Annotated in this window: 22 protein-coding genes; 6 read left to right on the plus strand and 16 right to left on the minus strand. The window is 69.8% G+C overall.

Annotated elements, in window-relative coordinates; all coding sequences use genetic code 11:
• Positions 1-1,431, minus strand: a 1,431-nt coding sequence (gene glmS / locus MLY01S_RS00770) for a glutamine--fructose-6-phosphate transaminase (isomerizing) (protein WP_067188359.1), incomplete at its 3' end; no start/stop codon positions are given.
• A 146-nt stretch (positions 1,432-1,577) separates the two neighbouring features.
• On the opposite strand from glmS, the gene coaA reads away from it, so the two are divergent.
• The 3 genes from coaA to mscL all read left to right on the plus strand — a co-directional run bounded on the left by coaA (position 1,578) and on the right by mscL (position 4,027).
• Positions 1,578-2,570: a type I pantothenate kinase gene (gene coaA / locus MLY01S_RS00775; protein WP_067188362.1), complete on the plus strand. Its 993-nt coding sequence runs from the start codon at positions 1,578-1,580 to the stop codon at positions 2,568-2,570.
• Between the two features lie 11 nt (positions 2,571-2,581).
• A complete protein-coding gene (locus tag MLY01S_RS00780) occupies positions 2,582-3,445 on the plus strand; it encodes a M15 family metallopeptidase (protein ID WP_082739502.1) in 864 nt (287 codons plus the stop codon).
• Between the two features lie 159 nt (positions 3,446-3,604).
• Complete coding sequence (gene mscL, locus MLY01S_RS00785; RefSeq protein ID WP_067188365.1) at positions 3,605-4,027, plus strand: large conductance mechanosensitive channel protein MscL; 423 nt, start codon at positions 3,605-3,607, stop codon at positions 4,025-4,027.
• A gap of 166 nt (positions 4,028-4,193) precedes the next feature.
• Here mscL and MLY01S_RS00790 read toward each other — a convergent pair whose 3' ends face one another.
• A complete protein-coding gene (locus tag MLY01S_RS00790; RefSeq protein WP_067188367.1) occupies positions 4,194-4,421 on the minus strand; it encodes a hypothetical protein in 228 nt (75 codons plus the stop codon).
• Between the two features lies 1 nt (position 4,422).
• Positions 4,423-5,778, minus strand: coding sequence for a phosphoglucosamine mutase (gene glmM / locus MLY01S_RS00795; RefSeq protein WP_082739489.1), 1,356 nt, complete (start codon positions 5,776-5,778; stop codon positions 4,423-4,425).
• Positions 5,779-6,028: 250 nt separating this feature from the next.
• Here glmM and MLY01S_RS00800 point away from each other — a divergent pair, with 250 nt between their 5' ends.
• Positions 6,029-6,853, plus strand: a complete 825-nt coding sequence (locus tag MLY01S_RS00800) for a peptidoglycan recognition protein family protein (protein WP_067188373.1) — start codon at positions 6,029-6,031, stop codon at positions 6,851-6,853.
• A gap of 106 nt (positions 6,854-6,959) precedes the next feature.
• Here MLY01S_RS00800 and ppk2 read toward each other — a convergent pair whose 3' ends face one another.
• The gene (gene ppk2 / locus MLY01S_RS00805) at positions 6,960-7,901 is read right to left on the minus strand and encodes a polyphosphate kinase 2 (protein ID WP_087133616.1); all 942 of its coding nucleotides are present in this window, start codon (positions 7,899-7,901) and stop codon (positions 6,960-6,962) included.
• A 329-nt stretch (positions 7,902-8,230) separates the two neighbouring features.
• Here ppk2 and MLY01S_RS00810 point away from each other — a divergent pair, with 329 nt between their 5' ends.
• Positions 8,231-9,715 carry an amino acid ABC transporter substrate-binding protein/permease gene (locus MLY01S_RS00810; protein ID WP_067188380.1) on the plus strand — a complete coding sequence of 495 codons (1,485 nt, stop codon included), beginning with the start codon at positions 8,231-8,233 and terminating at the stop codon, positions 9,713-9,715.
• The gene (locus tag MLY01S_RS00815; RefSeq protein ID WP_280642902.1) at positions 9,712-10,491 is read left to right on the plus strand and encodes an amino acid ABC transporter ATP-binding protein; all 780 of its coding nucleotides are present in this window, start codon (positions 9,712-9,714) and stop codon (positions 10,489-10,491) included. The genes MLY01S_RS00810 and MLY01S_RS00815 overlap by 4 nt, the downstream gene beginning before the upstream one ends.
• A gap of 169 nt (positions 10,492-10,660) precedes the next feature.
• Here MLY01S_RS00815 and rpsI read toward each other — a convergent pair whose 3' ends face one another.
• From rpsI to MLY01S_RS00870, 12 genes are all read right to left on the minus strand, one after another.
• A complete protein-coding gene (gene rpsI / locus MLY01S_RS00820) occupies positions 10,661-11,149 on the minus strand; it encodes a 30S ribosomal protein S9 (RefSeq protein ID WP_067188383.1) in 489 nt (162 codons plus the stop codon).
• Positions 11,150-11,187: 38 nt separating this feature from the next.
• Positions 11,188-11,631 carry a 50S ribosomal protein L13 gene (gene rplM / locus MLY01S_RS00825; protein ID WP_067188578.1) on the minus strand — a complete coding sequence of 148 codons (444 nt, stop codon included), beginning with the start codon at positions 11,629-11,631 and terminating at the stop codon, positions 11,188-11,190.
• Positions 11,632-11,914: 283 nt separating this feature from the next.
• Entirely contained in the window at positions 11,915-12,823 is a 909-nt protein-coding gene (gene truA / locus MLY01S_RS00830) for a tRNA pseudouridine(38-40) synthase TruA (RefSeq protein ID WP_067188386.1), read from the minus strand.
• Entirely contained in the window at positions 12,823-13,620 is a 798-nt protein-coding gene (locus MLY01S_RS00835) for a CPBP family glutamic-type intramembrane protease (protein ID WP_067188389.1), read from the minus strand. The genes truA and MLY01S_RS00835 overlap by 1 nt, the downstream gene beginning before the upstream one ends.
• Before the next feature lie 140 nt (positions 13,621-13,760).
• Positions 13,761-14,498, minus strand: coding sequence for a 50S ribosomal protein L17, sunset domain variant (gene rplQ, locus MLY01S_RS00840; RefSeq protein WP_067188392.1), 738 nt, complete (start codon positions 14,496-14,498; stop codon positions 13,761-13,763).
• Positions 14,499-14,566: 68 nt separating this feature from the next.
• Positions 14,567-15,565: a DNA-directed RNA polymerase subunit alpha gene (locus tag MLY01S_RS00845; protein WP_067188580.1), complete on the minus strand. Its 999-nt coding sequence runs from the start codon at positions 15,563-15,565 to the stop codon at positions 14,567-14,569.
• A gap of 129 nt (positions 15,566-15,694) precedes the next feature.
• Positions 15,695-16,096, minus strand: a complete 402-nt coding sequence (gene rpsK / locus MLY01S_RS00850; protein WP_067188395.1) for a 30S ribosomal protein S11 — start codon at positions 16,094-16,096, stop codon at positions 15,695-15,697.
• Between the two features lie 84 nt (positions 16,097-16,180).
• Positions 16,181-16,549, minus strand: coding sequence for a 30S ribosomal protein S13 (rpsM, locus tag MLY01S_RS00855; protein WP_067188400.1), 369 nt, complete (start codon positions 16,547-16,549; stop codon positions 16,181-16,183).
• A 285-nt stretch (positions 16,550-16,834) separates the two neighbouring features.
• Positions 16,835-16,948, minus strand: coding sequence for a 50S ribosomal protein L36 (rpmJ, locus tag MLY01S_RS11960; protein ID WP_082739490.1), 114 nt, complete (start codon positions 16,946-16,948; stop codon positions 16,835-16,837).
• 33 nt (positions 16,949-16,981) lie between these two features.
• Positions 16,982-17,203 carry a translation initiation factor IF-1 gene (infA, locus tag MLY01S_RS00860; protein ID WP_067188402.1) on the minus strand — a complete coding sequence of 74 codons (222 nt, stop codon included), beginning with the start codon at positions 17,201-17,203 and terminating at the stop codon, positions 16,982-16,984.
• A gap of 297 nt (positions 17,204-17,500) precedes the next feature.
• Positions 17,501-18,343: a type I methionyl aminopeptidase gene (map, locus tag MLY01S_RS00865; protein WP_102212885.1), complete on the minus strand. Its 843-nt coding sequence runs from the start codon at positions 18,341-18,343 to the stop codon at positions 17,501-17,503.
• A 4-nt stretch (positions 18,344-18,347) separates the two neighbouring features.
• Complete coding sequence (locus tag MLY01S_RS00870; protein WP_067188405.1) at positions 18,348-18,968, minus strand: adenylate kinase; 621 nt, start codon at positions 18,966-18,968, stop codon at positions 18,348-18,350.
• Positions 18,969-18,990: the final 22 nt, after the last annotated feature.

Raw genomic sequence — 18,990 nt, forward strand, 5'->3', positions numbered from 1 at the left:
CGAGGTGTCGTCCTTCATCGAGCGGGCCAGGTCCTTGATCTGCTGCTTTCGCTCGAGGATGTCCTCGATCTTCTTCGGGATCGCGGCCAGGTCCGCCAGGATGTCCTTGATCTGGCCGCTGAACAGCTTCTTGTTCAGCTGGGCCAGGTACAGGCCGAGCAGGTAGGCGGCGGTGATCTGCGCCAGGAACGCCTTGGTGGACGCCACGGCGATCTCCGGGCCCGCGTGCGTGTAGAGCACGGCGTCGGACTCGCGCGGGATCGTGGAGCCGTTGGTGTTGCAGATGGCGACCGTGCGGGCGCCCTGCTCCTTGGCGTAGCGGACCGCCATGAGGGTGTCCATGGTCTCGCCGGACTGGGAGATGGAGACGACCAGGGTGGTGGGGTCGATGATCGGGTCACGGTACCGGAACTCGTGGGAGAGCTCGACCTCGACCGGGATGCGGCACCAGTGCTCGATGGCGTACTTGGCGACCATGCCCGCGTAGGCGGAGGTGCCGCACGCCAGGACGATGATCTTGTTGACGGCCATGAGCTCCTCGGGCTCGATGCGCAGCTCGTCCAGGATGAGCTGGCCGGCCGCGTCGGTGCGGCCCAGCAGGGTGTCCGCGACGGCCTGGGGCTGGTCGTGGATCTCCTTCTCCATGAAGGTCTCGAAGCCGCCCTTCTCGGCCGCCGAGGCGTCCCAGTCGACGGTGAACTCCTTGCCCTGCGCCGGGTTGCCCTGGAAGTCGGTGACCTCGACGGCGTCCGCGGTGATGGTCACGACCTGGTCCTGATCGAGCTCGATCGCCTGCTTGGTGAAGTCGATGAAGCCGGAGACGTCCGAGCCGAGGAAGTTCTCGCCCTCGCCCACACCCACCACGAGCGGGGAGTTGCGGCGGGAGGCGACCACCCGGTCCGGGGAGTCCACGTGCACGGCCAGCAGGGTGAAGGCGCCCTCGAAGCGGCGGGAGGCCAGCTGCATGGACGCGGTGAGGTCCCCGGCGCCCTCGTTGCGGTAGATGTCCCCGAGCACGGCGGCGGCCACCTCGGTGTCGGTCTCGGAGAGGAACTCGACGCCCTTGGCGAGCATCTCCTCCTTGAGCTCCGCGTAGTTCTCGATGATGCCGTTGTGGATCAGGGCGAGGCGGCCCTCGTCCGCCAGCTGCGGGTGGGCGTTCTGGTCGCTCGGGCCGCCGTGGGTGGCCCAACGGGTGTGGCCGATGCCCAGGCGGCTGGCCGGCACCGGGTGCTCCTCCAGCTCCTCAGCGAGGTTGGCCAGCTTGCCGGCCTTCTTGCGGTGGTACAGCTCACCGTCGGCGACGAGGGCCACGCCGGCCGAGTCGTAGCCGCGGTATTCCAGGCGACGCAGGCCCTCCATCAGGACGTCGAGAGCCGAGTGCTCACGCTCCGTCGAGGCGCTGCCGATGTATCCGACGATTCCACACATGGTCGGAACTCTACCGTGACTGCACCGTCCGTCACCCCTCCGCCGGGCGCGTCTGCATGCCGGGTGCCCAGGGTCACATGCGGTGCCGCGCACCCCGTCGCGGACGACGGGCCGTGACCGCACCGGCTCCGTGGCAGGATGGACAGGTGGACACCGACAACACCGACGACCATCCGGCGCCGCGCTCGTCGCGCCCGCAGGAGCATCACAGCTCCCCGTTCGTGGAGTTGGAACGTCAGACCTGGGCCCGCCTGGCCTCCGAGATGGCGCAGCCGTTCGACCAGGACGACGTCGAGCGCCTGCGCGGCCTCGGCGACGCCCTCTCCCTGAAGGAGGTCGCGGAGGTCTACCTCCCGCTGTCCCGCCTGCTGAGCATCAGGGTGGAGGCCGCCGCCTCCCTGCGCCGCGCCACGGACGAGTTCCTCGGCGAACACACCCGCCGCACCCCTTTCGTGATCGGTGTGGCCGGCTCGGTGGCCGTCGGCAAGTCCACCACCGCCCGCGTGCTGAAGGAGATGCTGCGCCGGTGGCCGAACACCCCGCGGGTGCAGCTGATCACCACGGACGGGTTCCTCTACCCCAACGCGGTGCTCCAAGAGCGGGGCCTCATGACGCGGAAGGGCTTTCCCGAGTCCTACGACCGCCGGGCACTGCTGCGCTTCGTGTCCGAGGTGAAGTCCGGCACCGAAGAGGTCACCGCGCCGGTGTACTCCCACTTCTCCTATGACATCGTCCCCGATCGCGTGGAGGTCGTCCGTCGGCCGGACGTGCTGATCGTGGAGGGGCTGAACGTCCTGGCGCCGCCGCGGGTGCGCGCCGACGGCACGACCGGCCTGTCCGTGTCCGACTTCTTCGACTTCTCCGTGTACGTGGACGCCCGCTCGGACTGGATCCGTGGCTGGTACCTCTCCCGGTTCCGGGACCTGCGCAAGGGCGCCTTCACGGACCCGCGCAGCTACTTCCACCGCTACGCGCAGATCCCGGAGGAGGAGGCGATGGCCATCGCGGAGAACCTCTGGGACACCATCAACGGCCCGAATCTGCAGCAGAACGTGCTGCCCACGCGCGGCCGCGCCGGGCTGGTGCTGACCAAGAACCGGGACCACCAGGTCTCCCGAGTGCTCCTGAGGAAGGTCTGAGCATGCCGCGGATGAGGACCACGACGGCGGCGCTCGTGCTGGCCGTGCTGCTCGCCGGGTGCTCCGGCCCGGAGGGCGCCCCGGCGCCCTCGTCGCCACCCTCGTCCCGCCCGGCCTCCCCCAGCGCTGCCGGCGACTCCTCGCCGGCCCCGTCCCCCGAGTCGTCCTCGCCCGCGACGACGGCCCCCTCCGCTGCCGCATCGTCGCGCTCCTCCGGGTCGCCGACGCCTGCCCCGTCCTCGTCTGCAGCGCAGCGGTCGGAGCCCTCGGAGCCCTCGAAGCCGAGCCGCGCGGCACGGGACGTGGACAGCGCGGACTCGCCGACCGTCGTCGTGAACAAGGCCCGACCGCTCGATCCCGTGGACTACGCGCCGGGCTCCCTGGAATCCGTGGACGGGGTGCCGCTGCGCCCCGAGGCCGCAGCGGCGCTCGAGGACCTGCGGGCCGAGGCCGCAGCGGCCGGCCATCACCTCACCGTCCTCAGCGGCTACCGCTCCTACGGCAGGCAGCAGCAGGTCTACGCCGGCTGGGTCAGCCACCACGGCAGCGCCGAGGCCGCGGACCGGATCTCCGCGCGCCCGGGTCACTCCGAGCACCAGACCGGCCTCGCCGTGGACCTCGGCGACGCCGCCACACCCGACTGCGATCTCGACGCCTGCTTCGGCACGACGCCCGCAGGCCGCTGGGTCGCCGTCCACGCCCACGAACACGGCTTCGTCGTCCGCTATCCGGAGGGCGCGGAGCAGGTCACCGGCTTCTCCGCCGAACCCTGGCACCTGCGCTGGCTCGGGGCGGAGGCCGCCGCGCAGGTGCACGCCGGCGGCGTCGTGGAGACCGTCTTCGGCCTGCCGGACGCCCCCGGCTACCCCGGGTGACGGCCACGGCCACCGTCCTGATTCGTCCCGGCCGGCCCCGGGGAGATGCCGAACCCCGAGATCGGTGTGACGAACGTCAACACCCCCTGGGGCAACTGTGTCCAGAACCACCTGTTTCCGCCTCCCTGCGAGGTCTAGGGGCGGCCTATGATTCTTCTCATGCTTCAGGGTTTCAAGGACTTCATCATGAAGGGCAACGTCATCGACCTTGCCGTGGCCGTCGTCATGGGCGGTGCCTTCGGCGCCGTCGTGAACGCTCTCGTCGAGGCGGTCCTCATGCCGCTCATCGCCGCGCTCTTCAGCTCCCCGAACTTCGACGACTTCGCCGTTCTCGACATCAACGGTGTGGCCGTCAAGTTCGGTGTGCTGCTCACCGCGATCGTCAACTTCCTGCTCATCGCCGCCGCCATCTACTTCGTCGTCGTCATGCCGATGAACAAGATGATCGAGCGCCGCAACCGCAGGCTGGGCATCGACCCGGAGGTCGAGGAGCTGACCCCGGACCAGGCCCTGCTGACCGAGATCCGCGACCTGCTGTCCACCCAGCGCGGCGGATCCATCAACGGCGAGCCGCGTTCCTGACGCGCATCCTTCCCCCAGACCGCGGGGCCCGGCCGATCCGCACGGATCGGCCGGGCCCCTTTCTTCTCCGCTGTGACGGTGCGGAGCCTCCGACGCGCCGACGGCCGGTCATCTCCACACGGGAGGTGACCGGCCGTCGTCGGGGTCGTCCGACCCTCAGGGACCGTCAGGGCGCCGAGTCCGGGTCCTTGCCGCGCGGCTGGTCGCCGCGGTCCAGGCAGGGCGCCCAGGAGATCCGCGGCGTCTCCCCGCACTGGGGCAGCTTCGTCACGGCGAAGGCCGCGACGAGCAGGGCGGCCACCAGCAGGGTGAGGCTGACCAGCAGAGCCCAGCGGTGCGGCGGCCCGTCCGGGACCACCGGCACCTGATCGTCGCGGAGCTGCTCCGAAGCCACGTCAGTGGTGCAGGGCGAGCTCGCGCTTGACGACCTCGGCCAGCTCCTCCGCCTCGCGGCGCGCGACGTCTTCGTCCGGGGCCTCCACCATCACGCGGACGACCGGCTCGGTGCCGGAGGGACGGAGCAGGACGCGGCCCTCGGAGCCGAGGCGCGCCATGGCGGTGGAGACGGCCGCCTGAACCTCCGGGTCCTCGGCCGTGCGGGACTTGTCCACGCCGGAGACGTTGATGAGCACCTGCGGCAGGTGCTCCATGACCGTGGCGAGCTCGGACAGGCGCTTGCCGGTGCCCGCCACTCGGGCCGCGATCTGCAGGCCGGTCAGGACGCCGTCGCCGGTCGTGGCGTAGTCGGAGAAGATCACGTGGCCGGACTGCTCGCCGCCCAGGGAGTACGCGCCGTGCTTCATGCCCGCCAGCACGTAGCGGTCTCCCACACGGGTCTCCACAACGCGCACGCCGGCCTCACGCATGGCCAGCTTCAGGCCGAGGTTGGACATGACGGTGACCACCAGGGTGTCGTCCTTGAGGGCACCGCGGTCCTTGAGCGCGAGCGCCATCATGCCCATGATCTGGTCGCCGTCGACGACCTCGCCGTTCTCGTCCACGGCCAGGCAGCGGTCTGCGTCGCCGTCGTGGGCGATGCCGAGGTCCGCGCCGTGCTCCTTCACGGCGGCCTGCAGGGATTCCAGGTGGGTGGAGCCGCAGCCGTCGTTGATGTTCACACCGTCCGGGTCTGCGCCGATCACGATCACCTCGGCACCGGCGCCCTTGAAGGCCTCCGGCGAACAGCCCGAGGCGGCACCGTGGGCGCAGTCGAGGACGACCTTCAGGCCCTCGAGGCGGTTCGGCAGCGACGTGAGCAGGTGGAGGACGTAGCGGTCCTCCGCGTCGGAGAAGCGGCGCACGCGGCCGACCTCGGCGCCGGTGGGACGGAGGGGCTCCTCCTGCTCCAGCCGCTGCTGGATGGCGTCCTCCTCCTCGTCCGAGAGCTTCTCGCCGCCACGGGCCAGGAACTTGATGCCGTTGTCCGGGGCGGGGTTGTGGGAGGCGGAGATCATCACGCCGAAGTCCGCGTCCAGGTCCGCCACGAGGAAGGCCGCGGCCGGGGTCGGCAGCACGCCGGCGTCCCAGACGTCCACGCCCGAGGAAGCCAGGCCGGCGACGACGGCGGCGTTGATGAACTCACCGCTGATGCGGGGGTCGCGGGCCACGACGGCGGTGGGGCGCCGCCCGCCCTCGAAGGCGTCGCCGCCGAGCACGGGGGCTGCGGCCTGAGCCAGGCGCATGGACAGTTCCACAGTGAGGGTCTCGTTGGCCAGGCCACGGACGCCGTCGGTTCCGAACAATCTAGTCATGATGCACGTCAGTCTACGTCCCCCGTGCCCGCGCGGAAGGCCTGCGCGGCGCACCAGAACCTCCCGCCGCCCGCCTCCGGACCCGGCACCAGGACGTCGCGCACCTCACGACCCGGGTCCGCCTGGAACCACGGCGCGGCCGGAGCGGACGCGGTACCATGGGCGGTTGAACCATGCCGTCGGCGGCGGTGGGCTTGACCTTCCGTCCGCTTGCGGCCCGTCCCGATCCCCTTTCGGAAGGCACCGACACATGGCGGAGGACCGCGAGAGCACCACCGAGCGCCCCTGGCGACGGAGGACGGTGCTCGGCACCACCGGACTCGCCCTGGCCGGCACACTCGCCGCGTGCACCGACGGCGACACCGGCGGTGAGACCGGTGGCGAGGCACGGCCTGCCGGTGAGTCCGTCATGACGGACCCCACCGAGGAGCGTCGGAAGCTGCCGCAGCCGACCATCATCTCGACGGCGGAGTGGGGCGCCACCCAGCCGCGCTCCCACCTTCAGACCATCAACGAGCACCCCTCGTACCTGGTCATCCACCACACGACCACCCCGAACGTCACCGACGGCTCCCGCGAGGCCGCGATCGACCTCGCCCAACGCGTGCAGAACGGCCACGTGGGCCAGGGGTGGGGCGACTCCGGCCAGCACTTCACGATGTCCCGCGGCGGCCACATCCTCGAGGCCCGCCACGGCTCGAAGAACGCCCTCGAGACCGGCGAGACCTTCATGCTCGGCATCCACGCCCTGGGCTTCAACGCCTATGCGCTCGGCATCGAGTGCGAGGGCATCTACATGGTGAACCCGCCGCCGCAGAGCCTGTACGAGGGCCTCGTCCACCTGTGCGCGTTCATCTGCCAGCAGTACGACCTGCCCCCGAAGCGCATCATCGGTCACCGCGACCTGGTGAAGACCAGCTGCTGCGGCGATGCCTTCTACGCGAAGCTGCCGATCCTGCGCGACGACGTCCGCCGGTCTCTCGAGGCCGGCGAGTACCACGTGTCCGAAGGCTTCGGCGCGGACAATCTCCTGGACGACACCCACGTCGACCAGGACTACCTCGACAGCCTCTGAGCCTGCCCCGGCAGGACGCACGACGACGCCCCTCCCCCGCCGCCGCGGAAGGAGGGGCGCCGTCGTCGCTGCGCAACGCCTCCGGGACGTTCCGCCGGCGTTCAGCTCAGCGCACGCGCGGGAACGCGCCGTGACCGGTGTCCTCGTTCACCTCGGACAGCTCGGTGGCCGAGGCGCAGATCAGCGGATCCGGAGTCCGCACGATCGACTCGTCCTTGTTCGGGTACGGGAGGGTGTTGAGCACGTGGCGGATGGCCTCGAGGCGGGCCCGCTTCTTGTCGTTCGACTTCACGACCGTCCACGGCGCGTCGGCCGTGTGGGTGTAGAAGAACATGGCCTCCTTCGCCATGGTGTAGTCGTCCCACTTGTCCAGGGAGGCCAGGTCGGTCGGGGACAGCTTCCAGCGGCGGACCGGGTCGGTCTCACGGGTGGCGAAGCGGTTCAACTGCTCGTTGCGGGACACGGAGAACCAGAACTTGATGATGTGGATGCCGGAGTTCACCAGCATCCGCTCCAGTTCCGGGGTCTCCCGCATGAACTCCAGGTACTGCTGAGCGGTGCAGTAGCCCATCACCCGCTCCACTCCGGCGCGGTTGTACCAGGAGCGGTCCATCATGACGATCTCGCCGCCTGAGGGCAGGTGCTGGATGTAGCGCTGGAAGTACCACTGCGAGGCCTCCTCCTCCGTGGGCTTCTCCAGCGCCACCGTGCGCGCACCGCGCGGGTTGAGGTGCTCGTTGAAGCGCTTGATGGCACCGCCCTTGCCGGCGGCGTCGCGGCCCTCGAAGATGATCAGGACCTTCTGGCCGGTCTCCTTGACCCACAGCTGCATCTTCAGCAGCTCGATCTGGAGCTGACGCTTGCGCCTCTCATAGGTCTTGCGGTCGAGCTTCTTGTCATAGGGGTAGCCCTCGCGCCACGCGTTCTTGTCCAGCTGCGGCAGGGCGGCGCTCGGGTCGAGCTTGCGCCCGAGCTCGGCGAGCTCGTCGAGCTCGGCGGCGTAGTCCTCGGTGACGGCGAAGGCCTTCCGGTCCTGCCCGGACTCCATCTGGTGGCCGCCGGCGACGACGTCCTTGTTCTCGGCATCGCCCTTCTCGGACGACTTCGGGGTGGGCGTGCTGTTCTCGGCCACGGGCGGCTCCTCGGTGCTCCGGTCGGCAGGGCTCGCGTCGACTCTACGCACTGGCCTGTGCGGACGGCCCGGACGCGCTCATCCCGTCACGGCGCCTCTGCCGCGACGGCCGTCATTTTACTCTTCCTCGCCTGGACATGTGGGGTTTCTGTGTCCTCCACCACCAACCGGCTAGCATGGCACGACCGTCCTCCCCCGTGCCCACGCGGAGGTCGACGGCCATCGCACCCGACATGAGGAGACCCATGGTCACGCACCGTCAACGTCCATCCCCCCGGCGACGTCCTGCCGCGCCCCTCGTCCTGCTCGGCGTCCTCCTCGCCCTGTTCCTCTCGGCCTGCACCGCCGGCGGGGACACCGACTCCGGCGGAGCCGCGGACGGCCCCACCTACACGATCGGCACCGACTCCACTTTCGCACCCTTCGAGTTCCGAGGGCCGGACGGCGAGCTGACCGGCATCGACGTCGACCTCATGGAGGCGATCGCCGAGAAGCAGGGCTTCCAGGTCGAATGGGAGTCCATCGGGTTCAACGCCGCGCTGCAGGCACTGTCCTCCGACCAGGTCGACGGCGTGATCGCCGGCATGGGCATCACCGATGAGCGTGCACAGGTCTACGACTTCTCCGACCCCTACTTCACGTCCGAGCTGCAGCTCGCCGTGCCGGAGGGCAACGACGAGATCACGTCGTGGGAGGACCTCGAAGGCAAGACCGTCGCGGTGAAGACCGGATCCCTCTCCGAGGACGAGGCCAAGAAGAAGCAGGAGGAGATCGACTTCGAGCTCACCTCCCTGGACCAGAGCACCACGATGGTGCAGACCGTGAAGACCGGAAACGCGGACGCCCTCATGGACGACCGTCCCGTGCTGGCGTACGGGGTCACCCAGGGCTCCGGCCTGAAGCTGGTCGCCGAGCCCATCAACACGGGCAACTACGGATTCGCCGTCAACAAGGGGATGAACGAGCAGCTCCTCGCCGACTTCAACGCCGGTCTGGCCGAGCTGAAGGAGTCCGGCGAGTACGACGAGATCGTCGCCGAATATCTCGGCGACGCGGCCGGCGACGGCACCCCTGAGCCGCCGTCGTTCTTCGAGATGCTCACGCAGATCATGCCTGCCCTGCTCAAGGGCCTCCAGAACACCCTGCTGGTCACGGGCATCGCCTTCCTCGCCGCCATGGCCCTCGGCCTGCTCTTCGGCTTCATGAAGGTCTCCGGCAACGTCCTGCTGCGCGGCATCGCCAACATCTTCATCAACGTCTTCCGAGGCACGCCGCTGCTGGTGTGGGCCTTCTTCTTCTACTTCGGGCTCCCCGGCATCATCGGCGTCCCCGTGAACATCTGGGTCGCCGGCGTGCTGACACTCGCACTCAACGGAGCCGCCTACATCGCCGAGATCGTCCGCGGAGGAATCCAGTCCGTGGACGCGGGCCAGGCCGAGGCGGCACGCTCCCTCGGCCTGGGATACGGCAAGACCATGCGCCGCGTGGTCCTCCCCCAGGCGTTCACCATCATGACGCCGTCCCTGATCAACCAGCTGATCATCATGCTGAAGGACTCCTCGCTGCTGCTGGCCATCGGCTTCGCCGAGCTGCTGTACCAGGCCCAGCAGGTGTACGCGTCCAACTTCCGTGTGACCGAGGTGCTGTTCATCGTGGCCGCGATCTACTTCGTGGCCATCTGGCTCCTCACACAGCTGGCGAACTTCGTGGAGAGGAAGATCAACAAGTGAAGGCTCCCGTGAACGACACCCGACCCCGCCCGGAGGCAGAGTCCGCCGCCCCCAAGATCGTGGTGGAGGACCTGCACAAGCACTTCGGCGACAACGAGGTCCTCAAGGGCATCGACGCGACCGTGGCGGAGGGAGAGGTCGTCTGTGTGATCGGCCCCTCGGGCTCCGGCAAGTCGACGTTCCTGCGCTGCCTGAACCGGCTGGAGGACCTCACCTCCGGGCGCGTGCTGATCGGGGACGACGACCTCTCGGACGCCTCCGTGGACATCGACGAGGTCCGTCGACGCATCGGCATGGTGTTCCAGCACTTCAACCTCTTCCCCCACCTCAGCGTCGAGGAGAACATCACGCTGGCCCCCGTCGAGCTCGGGCTGGCGACGAAGCAGGAGGCTCGCGCCACCGCTCAGCGGCTCCTGGAGCGCGTCGGGCTCGGGGACAAGGCCCAGGCACGCCCTCGATCACTCTCGGGCGGGCAGAAGCAGCGCGTCGCGATCGCCCGCGCACTGGCCATGAGCCCGGAGGTCATGCTCTTCGACGAGGCGACCTCCGCCCTCGACCCGGAGATGGTGGGCGAAGTGCTGCAGGTCATCCGTGACCTGGCCGACGAGGGCATGACGATGGTGCTGGTGACGCACGAGATGGGCTTCGCCCGCGAGGTCGCCGATCGCGTCATGTTCATGGCGGACGGACGGATCATGGAGCAGGACGTGCCCGAGCGCATCTTCGATGCGCCGCAGACCCCACGGCTCCAGGAGTTCCTCTCCAAGGTGCTCTGAAGGCACCCTGCGGCGGACGGCGGCGGCCCCCATCGGGGGTCGCCGCCGCAGGCCCCGGACACGGCCGTGGCCGGCCACCCCAGACGGGGTGACCGGCCACGGTCTGCTGTGCCGGCGAAGCGGCCGGTCCGTCGCGGAGAGCCGGACCTGCCCCTCGCGGCGGCGAGGATCAGCGCTTCGAGTACTGCGGGGCCTTGCGGGCCTTCTTCAGGCCGGCCTTCTTGCGCTCGATGATGCGGGCGTCGCGGGTCAGGAAGCCGGCCTTCTTCAGGGCCGGGCGGTTGTGCTCGCGATCGATCTCGTTCAGCGCACGGGAGATGCCCAGGCGCAGCGCACCGGCCTGGCCGGAGGGGCCGCCGCCGTGGATGCGGGCGATGACGTCGTAGGCGCCCTCGAGCTCCAGCAGGGTGAAGGGGTCGTTGACCTCCTGCTGGTGCAGCTTGTTCGGGAAGTAGCTGTCCAGGGTGCGGCCGTTGATGGTCCACTGGCCGGAGCCCGGGACGACGCGGACGCGGGCCACGGCCTCCTTGCGGCGGCCCACGGCGGAGCCGGCGACGGTGAGGGCCGGGCGCTCGGTGGCGGCCGGGGCGTCGGAGGTCTGAGCGGACTCGGAGGTGTAGCTGGTCAGCTCCGCGCCCTCGTTCTCATTGATGGTCATGGGGTCTCCTTGAAGAGGTCTCGAAGGGCGGGCGCCGATTACTGGGCGACCTGGCCGATCTCGAAGGTCTTGGGCTGCTGGGCGGCGTGCGGATGCTCGGCACCGCGGTACACCTTCAGCTTGGACAGCTGCTGGGCGGCCAGGGAGTTCTTGGGGAGCATGCCCTTGACGGCCTTCTCCACGGCGCGCACCGGGTTCTTCTCCAGGAGCTCCTCGTAGGAGACGGACTTGAGGCCGCCCGGGTAGCCGGAGTGGCGGTAGGCGCGCTTCTTCTCGAGCTTGGCGCCGGTCAGGGCCACCTTCTCGGCGTTGATGATGATGACGTGATCGCCCATGTCCATGTGGGGGGCGAACGTCGGCTTGTGCTTGCCGCGCAGCAGGATCGCGGTCTGGGAGGCCAGGCGGCCGAGCACCACATCGGTGGCGTCGATGACGTGCCACTGACGGTCGGCGTCACCGGGCTTGGGAGTGTACGTACGCACGTTGTCTGCCTTCATGGTCGGTAGTTCGGTCACAGCCGTGCCGGGCCGGGCGTGAGTCAGGCCTGACGCGACTGTCAGTTCTCCGCGCGCGCCGGGCGCCAGGTGAGGACTGGCGAGCATCCGGGCCCTGAACATCCGATGGGCGCCGGCGAGATCACGGCCATGCAACTGAGCCTCTCGCGGCGCGCCTGAATCCGGATGCGGACATGCGCAACGACATCACATCATATCGGTTCGTCACCCCGATTGCCACCGGGGACGCTGTCGCCCTCCGCACGCGCCCTCAGGCGTCCCTGTCGATCTGCGCGGCGTCACGCCGGGCCCGGGTGCCCTCCGCCCGGGAGGCGAGGGAGCCGTCGTCGGGGTATTCGACGTGGTCCAGGACCAGGGCATGCGGCGGGGCGAGACGGGACAGGGAGTCGCGGACCTGCGCCTGAAGACGCTCGGCCATCCACCCCGGCTCCTGACGCCCCTCCCCCACGGCCACGGCCGCGGCGACGAGGGCGCGCACCATGTGGTGACAGAAGGCGTCCGCGCGCAGGCGGCACTCGAGCACCCCGTCCGAGCCGCGCTCCACGGTGAAGGCCTGCAGCTCGCGGATGGTGGTCCCCTCCGGCCTCGGCCTGCAGTAGCTCAGGAAGTCGTGGAGCCCGACGACGGAACGCGCCTCCGCCTGCATCCTCGCCTCGTCCAGGGGCTCGCGATGCCAGTAGGTGTCCCTGCGGCGGAGGGGATCGCGGGTGTCCGGCCGGTCGCTGATGCGATAGCGATAGGAGCGCCACAGGGCCGAGAAGCGGGCGTCGAAGCCCTCGGGGGCGCGGACGGCCGAGCGGATGACGAGCGCGTCCGATGCGCGGCGGAGCACGCCGTGCAGGCGCCGGACGAGGGTCTCCCCCGGCTCCAGGCCTGCGCGGCCGCGGACCAGGCCCTCCCACTCGGTCTCGGTGAGGTCGAGGTGGACGACCTGGTGGGCCGCATGGACGCCCGCGTCCGTGCGACCGGCCACGACGGTGCGCACCGGTCGGCGCAGGATGGTCTCCAACGCATCCTCGAGGGTGCCCTGCACGGTGCTCAGACCAGGCTGGGCGGCCCAGCCGCGGAAGTCGGTGCCGTCGTAGGCGAGGTCCAGGCGCACACGGACCAGACGCGGCTCCTCGCCGGTGGCCGACGCGGCGGCGGTGACGGCGGTCATCACACCAGCCCCGAGGTCAGCAGGAAGATCGCGCCGCCGTGGGCGATGGTCGAGCCGAGCACGCCGTGGCGGATCGCGATCGCAGCGCAGACGAGCCCCTCGACGAGGGTGAAGGCCAGGATCGGCCAGCCGACCTCGGTCACGGTGGAGGCTAGGAAGACGTGGCCGGCGGCGAAGAACGCCGCCGAGGCCAGGGCCGCGCGCGCCACGGTGGTGTGGTGCTCCAGCTCGGACTGCAGCAGACCGCGGAACAGGACCTCCACGAGCAGGCCGGCGCAGAAGGCGAACACCAGCAGCGGGACGAGGATGCCGGCCGCCACGGCACCGCCACGGACGTCGAGCGGGACGTCGCCGAGCCCGAGCGCCGCCGAGAGGGCGGGCACCGAGCCGTAGAGGACCGCGAAGGGAAGGACGATCACAGCGGCACCGAGGAGTCCGACCGGGCCGGAGAGCCAGGCGCGGTCCGCCGTCCACCGCATCCCACGGGAGCGCTGCCGGAAGGCCGCCACCAGGCCGGCGACCGCCGCCAGAGCGAGCACGGACAGGCTGATCAGCTGGATCGGGTCCGAGGTGAAGCGCAGCCACAGGACGGGCCGCTCCCCCGCCGTGCCGAACGTGAACAGACCGTGCCCCACCATGGCGTCCCGCAGCAGCACGACGCCGAGGATCGCCACGAGGACACGGGCGGCGACCATGCGCCCGGGCACGAGCGCCAGGGCTGCGACCACCAGCAGCAGGCCCGGGGCCACGTCGATCAGGTAGGCCGCCAGGCTGTCGAGAGAGGGGTCGCCGAACACTCTGGCAGTGTACCGAGCAGAGACGGCGGGACCGGCGACGCACCGAGCGGAGACGGCGGGCACGGCGAAGGGGCCGCCCCCTCCACAGCGGAGGGAACGACCCCTGGCACGGTGCCGGCGTCAGCGCACCGGCGCGAAGATCACTCGGAGACCTTCTGGGCGGCCTCGCCGCCGGCCGGGGCGTAGCCCGCGGCCTTGGCGTCCTCGACGGAGGCGAACCAGACCTCGGCGGTGGTCTGGTCGTACCAGCGAGAGCCGGGCACGTGGTACTTCATGGAGCCCGCATTGCCCTTGATGTCGGCACCCTCCGGCGCCGAGCCGTCCTCGTTGGCCGGGATCGGGCCGTTGCCGGTCGCGGCGGCCTCCTCGGCCGGGGCGGTCTCCTCGGCCGGGGCCTCGGCGGCGGCCTGGGCCTCGTCCACCTGCGGCTCCGCCGGGGCGGCATCCGCCGGGGCGGCGGCGGTGGCCTGCTCGGCCTCCTTCACGACGGCCTGCTTGGCGGACACCGGGTCCATGACCAGCTCGATGACGGCCATCGGGGCGTTGTCGCCGTTGCGGTTGCCGATCTTGGTGATGCGGGTGTAGCCGCCGTCGCGCTCGGCCATGGCCGGGGCGATCACGGTGAACAGCTCGTGCACCACGGTCTTGTTCGTACGGTTCTTCGCGGCGATGATGCCCTGGACCTTGCGACGGGCCGGCAGGTCACCCTTCTTGGCGAAGGTGATGAGGCGCTCGGCGAACGGGCGCAGACGCTTGGCGCGGGTGAGCGTCGTGGTGATCGACTTGTGCTCGAACAGCTGGGCAGACATGTTGGCCAGCATGATGCGCTCGTGGGCCGGGCTGCCGCCCAGGCGCGGACCCTTGGTGGGGGTAGGCATGGTGTTTCTCCTCAGGTGATCCCCGACCCCTCACGGGATCGGCGGACAGGTTTGGTGGTGCGTCGAGCTCAGTACTCGGAGAACGGATCGTCGTCCATCTGCTCGGCGTGGGCCTGCGGGTCGTAGCCGGCGGGCGAGTCCTTGAGGGACAGGCCGAGCTCGTAGAGCTTCTCCTTGACCTCGTCGATGGACTTCGCGCCGAAGTTCCGGATGTCCATCAGGTCGGCCTCGGAGCGGGCCACGAGCTCACCCACGGAGTGGATGCCCTCGCGCTTGAGGCAGTTGTAGGAGCGCACGGTGAGCTCCAGCTCCTCGATCGGCTGTGCCAGGTCCGCGGAGACGGCGGCGTCGGCCGGGGCCTCGCCCAGGTCGATGCCCTCGGCCTCGACGTTGAGCTCGTGGGCCAGGCCGAACAGCTCGACCAGCGTGGAGCCTGCGGAGGCCACGGCGTCACGCGGAAGCATGGACTCCTTGGTCTCCACGTCCAGGATCAGACGGTCGAAGTCCGTGCGCTGCTCCACACGGGTGGCCTCCACCTTGAAGGTGACCTTCAGCACCGGCGAGTAGATCGAGTCGATCGGCATGCGACCGATCTCGGAGTCGGCCAGCTTGTTCTGGGCCGCGGTCACGTAGCCGCGACCGCGCTCGATGGTCAGCTCCATCTCGAACTTGCCCTTCGCGTTCAGCGTCGCGATGTGCAGGTCCGGGTTGTGGATCTCCACGCCGGCCGGCGCGGTGATGTCAGCGGCGGTGACGACGCCCGCACCCTGCTTGCGCAGGTAGGCGACGACCGGCTCGTCGTTCTCCGAGGAGACCGAGAGCTTCTTGATGTTGAGGATGACCTCGGTGACATCCTCCTTGGCACCGCTGATGGTGCTGAACTCGTGCAGCACACCGTCCACGCGGATGCTGGTCACGGCAGCACCGGGGATGGAGGACAGCAGAGTGCGGCGCAGGGAGTTGCCGAGGGTGTAGCCGAAGCCGGGCTCCAGCGGCTCGATGACGAACCGGGAACGACGATCGGAGACAACCTCTTCGGTCAGCGTGGGGCGCTGTGCAATGAGCACGGACATTTCCTTTCGGCGGGCGTCCGCCATATGACGCACGCAGGGGGTGGAAACGAGTTCTATGGGTGGGCAGGTCCGAGGACCTGTCCCCGCGCCCCTCAGGCGAGGGCCACGGGGACTCGACAGGTGTCAGACGCGACGGCGCTTGGCCGGGCGGGCGCCGTTGTGCGCCATCGGGGTGACGTCCTGGATGGAGCCCACCTCGAGGCCTGCGGCCTGCAGGGAGCGGATCGCGGTCTCACGACCGGAGCCCGGTCCCTTCACGAACACATCGACCTTGCGCATGCCGTGCTCCTGCGCACGCTTGGCGGCCTGCTCGGCGGCCATCTGCGCGGCGTAGGGGGTGGACTTGCGGGAGCCCTTGAAGCCGACCTCGCCGGAGGAGGCCCAGGCGATCACGGCGCCGGTGGTGTCGGTGATGGACACGATGGTGTTGTTGAACGTGCTCTTGATGTGGGCCTGGCCCACAGTGATGTTCTTGTTTGCCTTGCGACGCGGCTTGCGAACCGCTGCGCGAGTCTTCGGGGGCATGGATATCTCCTACGGGAAAGCTGGGGTGGATCTACCTGCAGCGCCTCGGCCCGTCCTGTGCGGCGGGGACCGTGGCGCCGGGGATCACTTCTTCTTGCCGGCGACCGTCTTCTTCGGACCCTTGCGGGTACGGGCGTTGGTCTTGGTGCGCTGGCCGCGCACGGGCAGGCCGCGACGGTGACGCAGGCCCTCGTAGGAGCCGATCTCGACCTTGCGGCGGATGTCGGCGGCGACCTCGCGGCGGAGGTCGCCCTCGACCTTGTAGGTGCCCTCGATGTGGTCGCGCAGCTTCACCAGCTGCTCGTCCGAGAGGTCCTTCACGCGGATGTTCGGGTCGACGCCCGTTGCCGCCAGGGTCTCCTCGGCGCGGGTCCTGCCCACACCGTAGATGTACGTGAGTGCGATGATCACGCGCTTCTCGCGCGGGATGTCAACGCCTGCAAGACGAGCCATATGGCCGCCCTCCTGTTCCTTCTGCAGCAGGGGTCTGCACCAGTGACGTCCCGCCCACGTGGCCTGGCGGCCTGCGCGGCCCGGTGCACGGCACCGGGGAAGTGTTCCGGTGTGGGTCCGTGCCGGCGGCCCCGCCGCGAGCGGTCTCCGGCCCCTGCGACCGGAGGTTGCGTCCGTGCCCCGCCCGCAGGCGGTGGACGCTGTCCTGATGTCTCGGCCCTGATGGCCGATGTGAATATGGGTGATGTGCACTCAGGCGGCGCCGCCCCGGACCGGGGCGGACGCTCAGCCCTGGCGCTGCTTGTGGCGCGGGTTCGAGCAGATCACCAGCACGCGGCCCTTACGGCGCACGACCTGGCAGTTGTCGCAAATCCGCTTCACGCTCGGCTGAACCTTCACGGTTCCTCCTCTTGCGCTCGCTTGTCGGACGGTTTACTTGTAGCGGTACACGATGCGACCCCGGTTGAGGTCGTACGGGCTAAGCTCGACCACGACCCGGTCCTCGGGGAGGATGCGGATGTAGTGCTGACGCATCTTGCCGGAGATCGTCGCGAGCACGATGTGCTCGTTCTGCAGGCGGACCCGGAACATTGCATTCGGCAATGCCTCGGTCACCGTGCCCTCGACCTCGATGACACCTTCCTTCTTAGCCATGTCCTCCACAATCGTTGGGCCCCGCCTCGCCAGGGCACAGGCCCTCGCGCGATGGGACAGGAATGGGTTCGACCCACCTCCACCTGGACAGGCAGAGGCACAGTCAGCGCCCCAGCTTACCCCATCTCCGGATTGATTCCAACCGCCGACGGCGTCGCGGAGCAATGCGCAGGTCGCCTCGTGCGCTCCCCGGTGAACCGGTGACGACGGTCGCTCGCCGGCCGAAGGCGCGGGGCCGTCGTCGGGGTCTGGATCAGGACCTCCCCGCAGGCCGAGCGCCGGCCGCGGGCGCCGGGATCACTCCCCCGGCGGCACCGGGGTGACGCCGAAGCGCGCGAGCTCGGAGGCACCACCGTCCGGCGCGGTGAGCACCCACACTCCCCCGCGATGCCGGCAGACGCTGTGCTCCCACTGGCTGGCCCGCCCGCCGTCCGTGGTGACGACCGTCCAGTCGTCCTCCAGAGTGACGGTCTCGATGCCGCCGCGCACGAGCATCGGCTCGATCGCCAAGGCCATGCCCGGCTGCACCTTGGGGCCGCGGTGCCCGGTGCGGTAGTTGAAGACGTCCGGCGGCATGTGCATCTTCGAGCCGATGCCGTGGCCGACGTAGTCCTCGAGGATGCCCAGCGGGGGCCCCGGCTGCCGGGTGACGAAGTCGTCGATCGCGTCGCCGACCTCGCCCACGTTGCTCGCCGTCGCCAGGGCGGCGATGCCCACCCACAGGGCCTCACGGGTGATCTCGGACAGCCGCTCGTCCTCCGGATCCGCCGTGCCGGCCTCCGAGGAGCCGAGGATCACCGTGCGCGCGGAGTCGGCGTGCCAGCCGTCCACGATCGCGCCGCCGTCGATCTTCACCACGTCGCCGGACTGCAGCACGCGCTCGCCCGGGATCCCGTGGACGACCTCCTCGTTCACCGACGTGCAGATCGTCGCCGGGAACCCGTGGTAGCCGAGGAAGTTGGACGTGGCGCCGTGCTCGTCCAGCACGGCACGGAACACCTGGTCCAGCTCTGCGGTGGTCACCCCGGGGGCCGCCGCGCCGACGGCGGCGTCGAGGGCGCGCGAGAGGACCACCCCCGCGCGCTGCATGGTCTGCAGCTCGGAGGTGGTCTTCAGCTCGAGGGAACGACGGGCGAACACCCGATCAGGCCTCCTCGGAGCCCTGGTCCACCACCGGCAGGGTGCCGGTGGCCGCACGCACGGAGTAGACGGCCTGCAGCAGGCGCTCGGTGACGTCGTCCACCTGGCCGGTGCCGTCCACGCGGGTGACGATGCCGCGGTCCTGGTAGCTCTCGATGACCGCCGCGGTCTCCTGGTGGTACAGGTCGAGACGGTGGGTGATGACGTCCTCGGTGTCGTCGGCGCGGCCCTCGATCTCAGCGCGCTTGAGCAGGCGAGCGACGAGCTCCTCGTCCGGGACGGTCAGCTCGACCACGACGGAGAGGGCGTGGCCCGAGTCCTTGAGCATGGAGTCCAGCGCCTCCACCTGCCCGGCGGTGCGCGGGTAGCCGTCCAGCAGGAAGCCGGAGGACGCGTCCGGCTGCGCGATGCGGTCGGCGACCATGCGGTTGGTCACCTCGTCCGGGACGAAGTCGCCGTTGTCGATGTACCGCTTGGCCTCCACGCCGAGCGGGGTCATCTCCTTCACGTTGTGGCGGAAGATGTCACCCGTGGAGATCGCCACGATCCCCAGCTTGTCGGCAATCCGGGCGGCCTGGGTGCCCTTGCCGGAGCCGGGAGGGCCCATGATCAGCATGCGAGTCATTTCTTGTTCCTCACTGTCGGGA

It is taken from the genome of Micrococcus lylae NBRC 15355, assembly GCF_001570885.1.
GTDB classification, from domain to species: Bacteria; Actinomycetota; Actinomycetes; order Actinomycetales; family Micrococcaceae; genus Micrococcus; species Micrococcus lylae.